The organism is Methylomonas aurea (genome assembly GCF_024505045.1).
Taxonomy (GTDB): Bacteria; Pseudomonadota; Gammaproteobacteria; order Methylococcales; family Methylomonadaceae; genus Methylomonas; species Methylomonas aurea.
Genome location: NZ_JANIBM010000003.1, coordinates 265546 through 279641, shown reverse-complemented (window position 1 = coordinate 279641; position 14096 = coordinate 265546). Strand labels below are relative to the sequence as shown.

At 47.7% G+C, this 14096-nt stretch carries 12 protein-coding genes; 7 read left to right on the top strand and 5 right to left on the bottom strand.

Going from position 1 to position 14096, the window contains the following annotated elements:
* The first annotated feature begins 33 nt into the window (after positions 1-33).
* The gene (locus NP603_RS04475) at positions 34-1131 is read left to right on the top strand and encodes an IS5 family transposase (protein WP_256609727.1); all 1098 of its coding nucleotides are present in this window, start codon (positions 34-36) and stop codon (positions 1129-1131) included.
* A 402-nt stretch (positions 1132-1533) separates the two neighbouring features.
* Here NP603_RS04475 and fchA read toward each other — a convergent pair whose 3' ends face one another.
* Together fchA and cysS are read right to left on the bottom strand one after the other, a co-directional pair.
* Positions 1534-2163: a methenyltetrahydrofolate cyclohydrolase gene (gene fchA / locus NP603_RS04470; RefSeq protein WP_256609726.1), complete on the bottom strand. Its 630-nt coding sequence runs from the start codon at positions 2161-2163 to the stop codon at positions 1534-1536.
* A 7-nt stretch (positions 2164-2170) separates the two neighbouring features.
* Complete coding sequence (cysS, locus tag NP603_RS04465) at positions 2171-3544, bottom strand: cysteine--tRNA ligase (protein ID WP_256609725.1); 1374 nt, start codon at positions 3542-3544, stop codon at positions 2171-2173.
* A gap of 112 nt (positions 3545-3656) precedes the next feature.
* Here cysS and NP603_RS04460 point away from each other — a divergent pair, with 112 nt between their 5' ends.
* The 6 genes from NP603_RS04460 (at position 3657) to NP603_RS04435 (ending at position 9558) form a co-directional block, all read left to right on the top strand.
* Positions 3657-4238 (top strand): peptidylprolyl isomerase, encoded by a 582-nt coding sequence (locus NP603_RS04460; protein ID WP_305891327.1) that lies wholly within the window; start codon positions 3657-3659, stop codon positions 4236-4238.
* A 39-nt stretch (positions 4239-4277) separates the two neighbouring features.
* The gene (locus NP603_RS04455; RefSeq protein ID WP_256609724.1) at positions 4278-5027 is read left to right on the top strand and encodes a UDP-2,3-diacylglucosamine diphosphatase; all 750 of its coding nucleotides are present in this window, start codon (positions 4278-4280) and stop codon (positions 5025-5027) included.
* Between the two features lie 413 nt (positions 5028-5440).
* Complete coding sequence (locus NP603_RS04450) at positions 5441-6058, top strand: S1C family serine protease (protein ID WP_256609723.1); 618 nt, start codon at positions 5441-5443, stop codon at positions 6056-6058.
* 30 nt (positions 6059-6088) lie between these two features.
* Positions 6089-7477, top strand: a complete 1389-nt coding sequence (locus NP603_RS04445; protein WP_256609722.1) for a TIGR03013 family XrtA/PEP-CTERM system glycosyltransferase — start codon at positions 6089-6091, stop codon at positions 7475-7477.
* A gap of 129 nt (positions 7478-7606) precedes the next feature.
* On the top strand, positions 7607-8485 hold the full coding sequence (locus tag NP603_RS04440; protein WP_256609721.1) for a ThiF family adenylyltransferase: 879 nt from the start codon (positions 7607-7609) through the stop codon (positions 8483-8485).
* Positions 8486-8493: 8 nt separating this feature from the next.
* Positions 8494-9558, top strand: coding sequence for a hypothetical protein (locus NP603_RS04435; protein ID WP_256609720.1), 1065 nt, complete (start codon positions 8494-8496; stop codon positions 9556-9558).
* On the opposite strand, the gene NP603_RS04430 is transcribed toward NP603_RS04435, so the two are convergent.
* The 3 genes from NP603_RS04430 to NP603_RS04420 all read right to left on the bottom strand — a co-directional run bounded on the left by NP603_RS04430 (position 9553) and on the right by NP603_RS04420 (position 13816).
* A complete protein-coding gene (locus NP603_RS04430; protein WP_256609719.1) occupies positions 9553-10464 on the bottom strand; it encodes a class I SAM-dependent methyltransferase in 912 nt (303 codons plus the stop codon). The two genes, NP603_RS04435 and NP603_RS04430, sit on opposite strands and share 6 nt — an antisense overlap.
* Positions 10465-10602: 138 nt before the next feature.
* Positions 10603-12426, bottom strand: a complete 1824-nt coding sequence (gene prsT / locus NP603_RS04425; protein ID WP_256609718.1) for an XrtA/PEP-CTERM system TPR-repeat protein PrsT — start codon at positions 12424-12426, stop codon at positions 10603-10605.
* A 343-nt stretch (positions 12427-12769) separates the two neighbouring features.
* Complete coding sequence (locus tag NP603_RS04420; RefSeq protein ID WP_256609717.1) at positions 12770-13816, bottom strand: EDSAP-1 family PEP-CTERM protein; 1047 nt, start codon at positions 13814-13816, stop codon at positions 12770-12772.
* Positions 13817-14096: the final 280 nt, after the last annotated feature.

Here is a 14096-nt window from a genome sequence, read left to right as displayed (position 1 = left end):
TAAAATAGGCTACCTAAATTTGGAGATGCTCCAATGCGCGGACACGATGCCATCCAACACAGCTGGTTCAGCTATGTCAGCCTGGAAGACCGTATTCCCAAACAGCATCCGCTACGCCGCTTACGGCTATTGGTCGATGGCGTCTTGGTCGCAATGGATGCTGTGTTCGCCGAGCGTTACTCCCACACCGGTCGCCCGTCGATTGCCCCTGAAAAATTGCTGCGCGCCTTGCTGTTGCAAGTGCTCTATACCGTTCGCAGTGAGCGACAGTTGATGGAACAACTGGACTACAACCTGCTGTTTCGCTGGTTTGTCGGTCTGGGCATTGATGACGCCGTTTGGGAGCGCAGCGTCTTTAGCGCCAACCGCGAGCGCCTATTGTCTGAATCCCTCAGCCGCGAATTTTTCACCCGAGTGCTGGCCATAGCGGAATGGCAAAACCTGGTGTCCGACGAACACTTCAGTGTCGACGGCAGTCTGATCGAAGCCTGGGCCTCGCACAAAAGCTTGGTAAAAAAAGACGGTAGCGGCTCAGATAAGCCCGCCGGCCGCAATCCCGAGGTCGACTTCAGCGGCGAAAAGCGCAGCAACGCCACCCACCAAAGCACGACCGATCCCGAAGCGCGGCTCTACAAGAAAGGTGAATACACCGAAGCCAAACTGCGCTACATCACGCATGCCTTGTCCGAGAACCGCAATGGCCTGATTGTCGATGTCGAAACCACCCAAGCCACCGGCACCGCCGAAATCGAAGCCGCCCAAAAAATGATCAAACGCCGCGTGCCCAAAGGCGGCAGCGTCGGTGCCGACAAAGGCTACGACCAACCGGCGTTCGTCAACCAACTCAACGCGCAAGACATCAAAGCCCATGTGGCCCGCAAAAAGACCGGCAGTGCTGTCGATGGCCGCACCGCTCGCGGCAAAGGCTATGCCCAAAGCCTCAAGCGCCGCAAAATCGTCGAAGAAGCCTTCGGCTGGATCAAGACTGTCGGAGGCCTGCGCAAAACCCGCCACATTGGTTTAGCCAAAGTGGCAGGCCAAGCCTTATTTTGCTTTGCCGCGTACAACCTGACACGGCTGCTGAACTTACTGGTATTCACGCCGAAACCGGCGTGGGCTAAGCCCACCTAGGGCGAAGTGTGCCTGAAGGCCGCTCAAGGACGGCTTCAGGTGGATAAAAAGTCCTCGAAACAGAGGCCTAACCGTTGAAACTCGATTTTATGACTGATTTCAACGCGAAAAAATCACGAGAACCGTGGGTAAGGGAAAATAGGCGCGAGTTTTTCACCAGCCTGTTAGGGTATAACTTGACGCGGTTGCTCAACCTGCTGGCGTTCACACCAAAACCGGCGTGCGCCCCGGTACTTAGGGCGAAGTGCGCCTGAAGACCGTTCAAGGACGGCTTCAGACGGATAAAAAGCCCTTGAAACGAGGGCGCATTTGTCGAAACTAGGACTTCAGCGCTCATGTGAACGCAAAAAATCACGGCAACCGTGGGTGAGGGGGATTATCGGCGGTTTTTTCACCAGCCTGTTAGAGCTTATCCCTAACAGTCTGATAAATGTCTGCGGCGGCGCGCTCTGCGGATTCAAGCAAACCGCCAAGTTCGGCCAATTGCGCTTCGGCAAAAACGCGATCTTTCAAGCTGGCGGCATTAATCTGGACGTTCAATGCCGCACTCTTTAAGCCGGCGTAGGCGGCCATAACCGCGACGCCGGCATCGCTAATCACGCCCAGATTGCCTTTCTCGGCGGCAATCCGACTCAATTCAACGGCCTTAGCGCAGGCCTTGGCGCACGCCAACGGCACCAAAGTCGCTTCTTTCAACACCGATTGGATTTGCTCGCTACGATAGGCCTTCTCCTGATCGCTGTTTTTCGGCAGCCCATAACACGCCATCAATTTGTCGAAGACGTCGACATCGGCTTTTATCATGCCGATCAGCGTTTGCCGCAAGGTTTCGGCTTCGACCAGCAAATCTCTCAACTCCGGTTCCACTGCGGCATATTTGGGCTTACCTATCGTCAGATTGCACACCATGCTGACCAAAGCCGCAGCTTGAGCCCCCATTACTGCCGCGGCGCTACCGCCGCCGGGCGTGGCTTGTTTACTAGCCAGTTCGTCGAGAAAAAGTTCTATCGATTTGTCTTTAATTTCGCTCATGTTTTCCTCAAGCTTCCCGGCGCCAAGTCGTTTTGCCGCCGACCACGTCTTCCAGCAATATGCCCTGAGATTTCAATTGGTCGCGAATGGCATCCGCTTGGGCCCAATCTTTTTCGGCTTTTGCGGCTTTGCGAGCTTCGATCAAGCGTTCGATCTCCGCTTCGTCCAAACCGCCCTGCCCGGCCCCACCCTTGAGAAATTGTTCCGGATCGTCTTGCAACAGGCCCAGGATCGCCGCGAGTTGTTTCAAGGTCGCAGCCAACAGGGTTTTGTCCTCGGCTTTGTTCAATTCCCGCGCCAATTCGAACAACACCGCCAGCGCCACCGGGGTATTGAAGTCGTCGTCCATCGCCTGCTCGAAGCGCTGTTTGAAATCGGCGTCGATATCGACATCGACCACATCGACGCCCCTCAGCGCGGTGTACAACCGGGTCAATGCCGTTCCGGCTTCGTCCAGATGCTCATCGGAATAATTTAACGGACTGCGGTAGTGGCTGGACAGAATGAAAAAGCGGATCACTTCCGGCCGGTACTGTTTCAACACTTCGCGCACGGTAAAGAAATTGCCCAGCGATTTGGACATTTTCTCTTCGTTGACCCTGACGAAACCGTTATGCATCCAGTAGTTGACGAAGGTTTCTCCAGTGGCACCCTCCGATTGGGCGATCTCGTTTTCGTGATGTGGGAACTGCAAATCCATACCGCCGCCGTGAATGTCGAAATGGGCGCCCAGGCAGCAGGTCGACATCGCGGAGCATTCGATATGCCAGCCCGGCCTGCCCAATCCCCAGGGCGACTCCCAAGCCGGTTCGCCGGGCTTGGCCATCTTCCACAATACGAAGTCCAACGGGTCGCGTTTGGCGTTGTCGACGTCGACGCGTTCGCCGGCATTCAGATCTTCGATGTTCTTACCGGACAACTTACCGTATCCCTCAAACTTAGCGACGGCATAAAACACGTCGCCATTGGCGCCGACATACGCATAATCCTTCGCAATCAGCGCACCGATCATCGCGATGATGTCCGAAATCGATTGCGTGGCTTTGGGCTCGCGGTCGGGCGGCAATACTGCCAGCGCCCGCTCGTCTTCGTGCATTGCCTCGATAAAGCGTGCAGTCAGCGCGGTAAATTCTTCGCCGTTCTCGTTGGCGCGCTGAATGATTTTATCGTCGATATCGGTGATGTTACGGACGTAGGTCAACTCGTAACCGGAATGCCGCAAGTACCGCGCCACGGTATCGAACACGACCATGACCCGGGCGTGACCGATGTGGCAATAGTCATAAACGGTCATGCCGCAGACGTACATACCGACTTTGCCGGGCTGTTTCGGAACGAATTCTTGCTTACTACGGGTTAGAGTATTGTAGATTTTTAACATGTAAGAAGGCGTAATGACGGCAAAACACCCAGCAATCTACCAAGATTCGAACTTCTCTTTCAAGATAAAAACACATAGAATTCAAGGCTTGCTGCTATTTTTGGGAGCGGTCATGCGCGCAACTCTGGTTTACTTGATGCTGTTTTCAATCTCAACTCTTTCATTTGCAACAGAAAATAAAATGTCCAACACACATACCAAAGTCAAATTAACCACCTCTCTCGGCACCATCGCCATCCAGCTGGAGGACGAAAAAGCCCCGGCATCAGCCGCAAACTTTGTGGCCTACGTCAAACAAGGTTTTTACGAGGGGACCATTTTTCATCGGGTAATTCCCGGCTTCATGGCCCAAGGCGGCGGTTTCGATACCTCGTTCAACCAGAAAGCGACCAATGCCCCGATCAAAAACGAAGCCGACAACGGCCTGAAAAATAAACGCGGCACCCTGGCAATGGCGCGTACCAACGATCCGCATTCCGCCACCGCACAATTTTTCATCAATTATAAGGACAACTCCTTCCTGGACCACACCAGCCCGACGCCCAGCGGTTGGGGTTATGCCGTGTTCGGCGAGGTCACCGAAGGCATGGACGTGGTCGACGCGATGGCAAAACAACCGACCGGAAATCGCGGCATGCACCAAGATGTACCGAAAACCGACATCGTGATCGAGAAAGCAGAAATTGTCGAATAAGGAACTCGCCGCGCCCCATCTGTTGGCGCGGCAACATTCGTGAAAGACATACTGTTTATATCCGACCTGCATCTAGCGCTGGAGAAACCTGAAATTCTCCGGCGCTTTTTTCATTTTCTGCAATACCGCGCCAGCTTAGCCGATACCTTATATATACTCGGCGACCTGTTCGACGCATGGATAGGCGACGACGATAATACCCGGCCCACCCGAGACATCAAACGCGCGCTGAAGCAGCTCACCGCTTCCGGTGTCAAAGTCTATGTCCAACAAGGCAACCGCGACTTTCTATTGGGCCAGGCCTTCTGCGCCGACACCGGTGTTTCGCTGTTGGACGATTTCGCCGTCATCGAACTGGACGGCCAGCGGGTATTATTGACCCACGGCGATTTACTGTGCAGCGACGACAAGGCTTATCAGGCGTTCCGGATCAAATCTCGCAGCCGCGCATGGCAAGACGCAGTACTGAACAAACCTCTTTGGTTAAGACTGATAGCCGCCCGCTGGTACCGTTTGCGCAGTTATTTTCATAAACGGGGTAAATCCTACGAAATCATGGATGTCAACCAAGACACCGTCATCGCAGCCATGCGCGACTATGATTGCCGGATACTGGTTCACGGCCACACACACCGGCCGGGTTTACACGAATTTAGGCTGGACGACTTACCGGCAAAACGTTACGTGTTAGCGGATTGGCGCCCCGAATCGGCGGGAGTGTTGTGCTGGAAAAACGGGGCTTTTATCGAAGAGGAAATCGGATCAAAAAACCCGGCAGTTCGTCGTTAATCGTTGTATCGAAACCGATTCCCGAATTTAGCGTCGAACCGCCGAAAACGGATTACTATCTCCGTCTGCAAAGACCGGCAAATTAGCGACAAGTTCATCCGCCGACCGAGAATGGTCGGTGCAACCCGCTAAGATCAGGAGCGGCTAGCCGCACACGAAAACGAATACGCCCCAGCGCAATGCCAATCACATTAAGTTGCGCTACACTCTAACGAAAACATGTCCCACAGGGGCCTCGGCATCCATAAACCATGAAAAACCGCACACCGTATTTCCCGATCGCTTTCCTGGCATTGTTACTATTTTCCGCTGGGGGCTACGCCAGCGAATTTAACCTACCGGACATATTAAGCCGAATTAAACCTGGGATTGTGGCGATAGGCACCTATATGCCCAGCCGCAATCCGCGGGGGGTGTTTCTCGGCACCGGTTTTGTTGTTGCCGATGGCAGTAAAGTAATCACGAATGCCCATGTCACAGCGAAAAAATTGGATGGAGCCCATCTAGAGCGCTTTGCGGTGTTCTACCGGGACGAACAAAAAGAACAGATGCAGGTTGCCGAACTCCGCGCGACCGATGAAGACCACGATCTGGCACTGCTGAGTGTCGAGGGCCGAGCCCTGCCGGCGCTTGAAATCGGCGATTCGCAGCGTGTCCGCGAGGGCGAACAGTATGCGTTCACCGGCTACCCAATCGGCATGGTATTGGGTCTTTATCCGGTCACGCACCGCAGCATTATCGCCGCGATATCGCCTAATGCCATCCCGGCTATTGCCAGCAACCAGTTGAATGTCAACATGTTGAAACGCCTGCAAACCCCATTCGATGTGTTTCAATTAGACGCGACTGCCTATCCGGGCAATAGCGGCAGCCCTCTGTATGACATAAAGTCAGGTAAGGTCATCGGCATCATCAACAAGGTGTTCGTCCAGGGCAGCAAAGAGAATGCGATTTCGAACCCTAGCGGCATTACTTATGCAATTCCTTCCGAACACATCAAGACACTGTTGAACCAAAATGCGGCCCAATAACCCTACCCCGAAAGCGCGAAAACTTGAACCATGATTAGAATTTTTCGGCATTACATATCGACCGCGTACCTATGGCTACTATTCGCTGAAGCCTTGGTGTTTTACTCGGCGATGTACATCGGCGCTGCGGTCCGTTTCCTTTACACTGCTGCGTGGTATTCGCAACCGGAATTGGCGTCATCTGCCTCGGTATTTTCAGTTATCATGACAACCAGTTGTTCCGCTCTAGGCCTTTACCGAAAAACCCTGGACAAAGAGGAATACAATATCCTCCAAAGAATTAGCGTCAGCTTTGCGGTCGCAGTATTCATCCTGGCATTTACCTACTACATCATTCCGGAACTCATGCTGGCCCGCAGCGTGTTGATTTCGGCAATCTTATTTTCTTTTGCCGGCCTACTGCTTACCCGCTATCTGTTTTACCGCTTTGTAAATCTGGAAAACCTAAAGCGCCGAGTCCTGGTAATCGGCTGCGGAGAACGAGCCGGCGAGTTGAGCGTGGTTAATTCCAGTTACGTTTATAAAGGATTCGAAATCGTCGGTTACATAACATTGGAAGACGAACCGGTCGCAGTGCCGCATGCCATCGCCCTGAACGATAAAATTAGATTGACCGACATCGTCGAGGCAGCGAATGTCGACGAAATCGTGATCGCGGTCGACGATAGGCGCAAAAAGTTGCCGGTCGAGGAACTACTAGACATCAAAATGTCTGGTGTACAGGTAATGGATTTGCAGACCTTCTACGAACGGGAACAGCGGCTGGTGTTTCTTGCCGCCCTCACCCCAAGTTGGCTGATGTTTTCCGACGGCTTCGTCAATAACGGTATGCGGCCTATAGTCAAGCGCAGCTTCGATATTATCGCCAGCCTGTTGCTGCTGGCCGTGAGCTGGTGGTTAATGCTGCTGACCGCACTGGCCATCTATATCGAAAGCGGGTTCGGCGCGCCGGTGTTTTACCGGCAAAAACGTGTTGGCTACCGCGATGTCCCGTTTTATGTCATCAAGTTCCGCAGCATGCGGGTGGATGCGGAAAAAAACGGAGCGCAATGGGCCAGCCAAAGCGACGACCGCGTCACCAAAGTCGGCAAGTTCATCAGAAAATACCGGATCGACGAGTTACCGCAATTGTTGAATGTGCTCAAAGGGGATATGAGCTTCGTCGGCCCCCGTCCGGAGCGACCGGAATTTGTCAAAGGTTTCGAGGACACCATCCCCTACTATAAGGAACGGCACCGGGTAAAACCCGGCATCACCGGCTGGGCCCAGCTTTGTTATCCTTACGGCGCCAGCGAATTCGACACTCGGCAGAAGCTACAGTACGATCTTTACTATGTCAAAAACTACAGCCTGTTTCTAGACTTGACGATAATGCTGAGCACGGTCGAGGTGATCTTGTGGGGTAAAGGAGCGAGGTAAGTCAAACTGATAACCGCAAGGCATTTGCATGGTACCCGTACTAAACGTTGGCAATCATTTTCGGGTAAAAAAACCGCGGCAAGTTACCTCGAAATCAAGCCAACAATTATTGTTAATAATCTGAGATTTATGTCTAACGAATTTAACTACAATCTAGCGTTTTCTAGAAACATTGGATGGATTACGGAAAATGAACAATCATGTTTGCGGCAAAAAAAAATAGCCATCGCAGGTTTGGGCGGAGTTGGCGGAAGCCATCTGCTGACTCTAGTTCGACTAGGGATTATCTCGTTCAACATTGCAGATTACGATAAGTTTGAATTAGCCAATTTTAACCGGCAAGCCGGCGCCAGCATATCTAATTTGAACAAACCAAAGACTGATACTCTAGAAGCGATGGCGCTAGATATAAATCCTGAATTACAAATTAAAAAATTTGAACACGGTATTAATGAACAAAACCTGGAAGAATTTCTCAAAGATGTAGATATATACGTAGATGCTTTAGATTTTTTTGCTTTTGATGCCAGAGAAAGAGTATTCGCTTATTGTGCAGAAAATAATATTCCTGCTATCACTGCCGCTCCTCTAGGTATGAGTACTTCGTTGCTGAACTTCATCCCTGGAAAAATGACTTTCGAGGAATATTTTCAATTGCACGACAAATCCCCAGTAGAAAAAATATTTTATTTTCTGTTGGGCCTATCGCCAGCTATGCTGCAGCGTGGGTATCTTGTCGATCCAAGCGCGGTTGACTTGATCAATCACAAAGGCCCATCAACCCCAATGGCTTGTGACCTCTGTGCCGGAGTGGTCGGCACCCAAGTTTTGAAGATACTCTTAAATCGAGGCCCGATTCTTTCTGCTCCCTGGGGACTACAATTTGATGCATACAGGAATAAACTCGTAAAAACTTGGCGGCCAGGAGGCAACAAAAACCCGATCCAGAGACTTGGAATCGCTTTGGCAAAAAAGCAATTCTTAAACCAACAAATCCGAAAAAAGTAGCATAAACGATGAATGCTCAACATCTAAATAGTATAATTGAAGCGGCAATCAGAGCGCCTTCTGGTGATAATATTCAACCATGGACCCTTAAAACATCATCTTATCCTCCTTTTACAATTGATGTATATAACTTACCAGACAAAGACCAATCCGTTTACAACTACCAACAAAATGCCTCCTATATTGCACACGGGGCACTCATTGAGAACATCATTATTTCAGCAAAATACTTTGGGTACTCAACTGATATAAAGCTATTCCCAGATAAAGCCGACTCAAATTTTGTCGCAAAAATAAAGCTCTCGGAAGCATCTGAGGAAAAGAGCCTTCTTTACGATGCCATATTCAAAAGATGCACCAATAGATACCCATTTAAAGCCTATAACATTCCAACGGAGAACATTAAGGCGCTTTCAGAAATCGGAAACGATATTGACGAAATAAAAATACACATAACTTCCGATCATTCATTTGTAAATGAGTTAGCTAAAATACTTGGATTCAACGACCAGTTGGTCTTTGAAAACAAACTACTTCATGAATTCGTATTTAAACAAATTCGGTGGAGTAACGCTCATGCCAAAGCTACGCTTGATGGAATGCATATTGATACGTTAGGACTTAATTTTCTGGAAAAAAAATTATTCCCGTTAATACAGAACTGGTCAGTAGTTAGACTACTTAATTACGCTGGACTGTCTAGAATAATTGGGCTAAAAGGGAGATATAATTGCAGGAGCGCTTCAGCTCTGGGAATGATTACAGTAAAAACAACAGACAAAACCAGCCTAATACGGTGCGGACAAGCTGTACAACGAATTTGGCTAGAGGCAACACGTCAAGAACTGGCTTTCCAGCCAATAGTTGGATTACCGTTGTTAATGTTTCAACTAAACCAGAAACATACCCCCAACGTATCCATCAACCATTTAGAAAAGATTCGAGCGGCCGAACGAAATCTAATTAATTTATTTAATATCGGCTCTCAAGAATTATTAGTATTTGGCTTTCGAATAGGTAAAGCGCGCCCCATTGCGACACGGACATACAGAAAACCTGCCAACCCCTTATAAATAGTTTGTTTTAAGCCCACCCAATCTGAAAAATAGCATTAGATCCTTTAAATCGGTTTGATGAAAATCTGGCATGCTCTTCACCATTGCCTTAAATTGATTTCGTAAATCCGGATCAAGCTCTCGACGAGCAGGTGATTTAATAGCCATCATATAAGGCATTGCTAATGTTTTATAAAATTTACCTGCTCCAGCCAAATGCTTTTGATAGAGCTCTTTAAAGTCATTAGGCCAAAAGGCTGCCCGCAATGAATATAGGTAATCTAGCGTAAACAACTCAGCCTGCCTATCAGCATATTGATACGCAAAATCTCGAATCGATTGCTCGGATTTTAAATGCCCAAAATCGACCAAATAAATCCCCCCTCCCGGTTTTAAAATACGTTTAATTTCCGAAAAAGTACATTCCAACGCATCAAGATCTGGCAAATGATGCAACACAACCGTACTCATAACCGCATCAATACTTTGGTCTGAAATCCCAGCAAGGCGAGTGATGTCGCCTTGCTGGAATTCCATGTTTTTTAAATTTTGCTCAGTTGTATACTTCCGAGCTCGACTGAGCATCTCGTCCGACAAATCCATCCCAATAAAATTTGTGTTCTGATTCAAACGAGCAACCATCGCGAGTTGAGTTGCAGGGCCACAACCCAGGTCAAGCACGGTATCCCCCGGCTTTATAACTTCACAGATTTGGGCACAATGAAAAAGATACACCGGAGCCATCACACCATCTTCGCGGCCAGCACGAGAATAAGCGTCGACTTTTTCAGGGTCATCCATGACCAAATCAGGCTCAGTTTCCCGTAGCGCAGTTTGTTTTACAAAAAATTCTCGAAAAAAAGCTTTAATAACTGTACTGCTAGGCATATTGATCACCAAAAAAGCAGGAATGTACTTTAACAAAGCACATCCACCACAAAATTCACTGTATTAGCAGAAACAAGGTAAAAGCTAGCAAACTTTGTGAAAATTCATATAGTTAATATATAGGCATTGCGGCGAGTTAATTAATTAAAAAACATGCAGCAAGCTTACCGTTATTTATTGCACCTCTAATTTATTAAGAAGCTGATTACTCAATTCACGTTCCTTAAAATCCCGCTTGTCAGCCAACATTTTTCTTAACAGTTCTTTAGCTTCCTCGTTATTAGTACCTACCAAGGATTTCGCCAAATGATATTTTATAGCAGTATTATCAGGCGCCAAACTCACTGCATCGCGCAATAATTCAGTAGCTTTTTCAGCCATACCCTTCTTCAAAAGGACCATAGCAAAAGTATCGATGAACAACGGATTTTTAGATGCGCTGTTATAGTTTTTTTCGGCAAGATCAATAGCTTTATTCAACTCACCCTTTTCTGACAACAACCACGCTAAGTTATTTGAAACATCGAGCCTTCCAGGCTGCAATTCCAACACTTGGGTATAATATTTTTCTGCCTCATCTAATTGATTTTTACCTAGCAACATATCAGCAAGAGTAATCTTTACGGATATATCATTTGGATGTTTTCCAATCCAATCTCGTAATACCCCGTATCCAGCATCAGATTTCTTACCTGCAATTAATGCAAATGCGAGCTGTATTACCAGCTGTGGATTATCAGGCTGTTTGCTTAATGCTGATTTAAAGTGAGTAACAGCTTCTTCGAACTTATTTTGGCCTACAGCGATTCTACCTTTCAATTCTGGAATTTGTACACCGTCAGCATTAGACAATTCCAATTCTTTGATAATGTTTTGAGCTAATTGCAGTTGTCCGGTAGCAGCCAGCAATCTTGCGCGGACAAATTTAGATGGTTCGTGATCGGGCTTGAGTTTAAGGGCGCTTTCAATTTCAGTAACTGCAAGATCGCTTTGCTTAAGATTTTCATATAGCAGCGCTAAATTGTAATGAGCGCTTACCCTGTCAGGAGAAAGCTTTACGGCTGACTCCAAAAGTGGCAACGCCTTTCCAAAATCTCCGTTTTGCATATGAACCACACCAGCCAATTCCACTACGTCAACTTGCTCCGGAAAGCGATTTAGCGTTCCAGACAAAACCGCCAACGCCTTTGCCGCTTGATTCGCGCTTAAGTAAATTTGTACCAAAGCCATTTGCCTACGAAAATCATCGGGTTTCTTAGAAATGGAAGATTCCAAAGTGGAAACCGCGCTTTCAAATTTCCCGTTTTTGACATCTAAATTAACTAGGCTATATAAAGCAACCAAATTATCAGGATTATTTAAAACTATATCATTTAACAATGCCCTCGCATTATCCTTTTGCTTTTTCTCAAGATAAAGTTGCGCCAAGTTAATGCCAGCGTCAGCATCGTAGGGTCTGATTTCGAGTGCCTTTTCGAACGATGCTTGTGCCTTGTCAAATTGCTTTAAGCCACCATTAGCAATCCCAGCTAAAGTGTATCCTTCAGGGACATTAGGCGAATATTTTTGGATTTTAGTTGCAACTTCCAACGCTAATGCGAATTCTTTTGTACTCAGATAACTTTGAGCCAATACAACTCCAGCTACTGGTAATGAAGAATCCATTAACCAAGCCCGGTTTAACTTTTCTCGTCCCGATTGCAATTTACCGGCGGCCAATTCACTTACCCCTTGTTCAATCATTTCACGAACGGCATTACTGTCACTAAGCTCACTCATTAAATCACTAGCACTAAAATAATCCACAAACGACGAATCAAATCCTTGTTTGAACGTTGAAGTGTCAAAGACGTCCGTTACAATCGGCGCGGTTGCAGAATTGCCTGATAGAGGTAGAAAAGCTAGATTGAAGATCAATGCTACAACCTTCATACGACGAAGCGATATTGCATTGCCAAGCAAACTAAACATTATGTATTGTTTCTTATCTGGATTCATAATTTGAAATCGCCCTATGTACGTGTAACTGGACTTAAACATAACCGCGTTCACCCTAACTGTCAAAACAAACCGTAAACATGCTCGACAGCGCAAAATACGGCGACGCCTTGATCCGTTACGATTCGCTGTCGGACAGCTTTTTCTGCCTTAAGCAGGGGCAGTTTGCGATAAAGTAAACCAGCCAGCTGTGTAGCCAAACTGGACCGAAATCGATTGAATTGCGAGCAATTCCAGACTATCCGCACCTGTAAGAAATACTGACACACAATGACAACAAAAAACCGCCTGCCCGGACTCCTCCAGACAGGCGGTCAATTGACAACCTAAAATCGGGTTGTGTTTATGCTGCGATAGATTGCCGGCGCATCTTACGTGACGAGCTTGCAGCAAAACCAAGCAAACCGATACCTAACAACGCCAGTGATTGCGGCTCTGGGACTGTTCTTAATTCAACATCTGCGCTGGTGGTAATTTCAGCAAAAAGATTGTAGCTGACTCCAGCAGTCAAGGCCTGTGTCCTGATTATTTGATTGGTTGTAACCAGCGTTCCATCTGGATTTACTGCTGCATTTGTGTTTCTAGTTCTGACTATGCCATCACCCGGCGCGTCATCGGTAACGCCGTTATTGAAGACATAGTTACCGAGCGCGTTAACCCAAGGATTAATAAATGGATTAACTTGAAACAAACCATCACCTGGACCGTTAGTTTCAACCAACGTAAACGTGATCGAAAAACCCGCATTTGAACGCTGATCAGCACCAGCAGTCAAGTAAGCAGCTAAATAAGTCCCTGCGTCGAAAGAAAACACCAACTCACCATCTGTAGTCGGCACAAATGTAAACTCGGCCGTCAGCTTACTAGTGCTATTGGTACCTGCAGTACCCGTGGTACTATCCAGAGACGCATAAGAAGCATTATGCAAACTTGCCGAAGTAGCAGCAAGTCCTTCAAAGTTCAGAATCGGCGCACCAATCTCATTTGAACCGGTTGCCGAAAAATTCCCGCCAGTAATAGGCAGTGATACAACCTTAAAGTCTGTTGGAGAGGCTGCAGTATTGCCTGTAATATCAGCATTCAACGATGCTGGTTGAATTACACCTACGCTGGAATTAATTGCAAGAGTTTCACCGGTGCTTGAAGAAGCAGTGTCTGTATCCGAAGCCAAGCCTACAAAAGCAGTAGTTCTTTGCGAGCTGTTTACGGTTAGCACGTCAAAATCAGTTGCCGCGTCAAGCTGAGTCGTGCCATCCGCTTTAAAAATCTTAAAATTCTCAAAAGCGACAATAGATTGCGCTGAAGCCACGGGTACAGCCTGCGCGGAAGTGGCGGTCAAGCCGCCTAACAACAGCGTTGAAATTATCGCCGCCAATTTACTAGTTTTCATGAGATTTCCCCTCAAAGACAATGTTTAGTGAATGCACAATAACAGTAAGCACAACAGATGCCATATATTTATTTTTATAATAATTTCAATAATTTATAACACTACCCCCAGCCGCACCCAAAAAAGAATGCCTTCTTGTGTAAATGATTCTGACAACCCCAGCTAGGAATTCGTATAAGCCCCTATAGACCAACAGCCCATGTTTTAGCCGCTCAGACTGTGAGATTCAGATATATACTTGATTTAATTACGTAGCAACCCAGAAACCTAATTAGTCTCA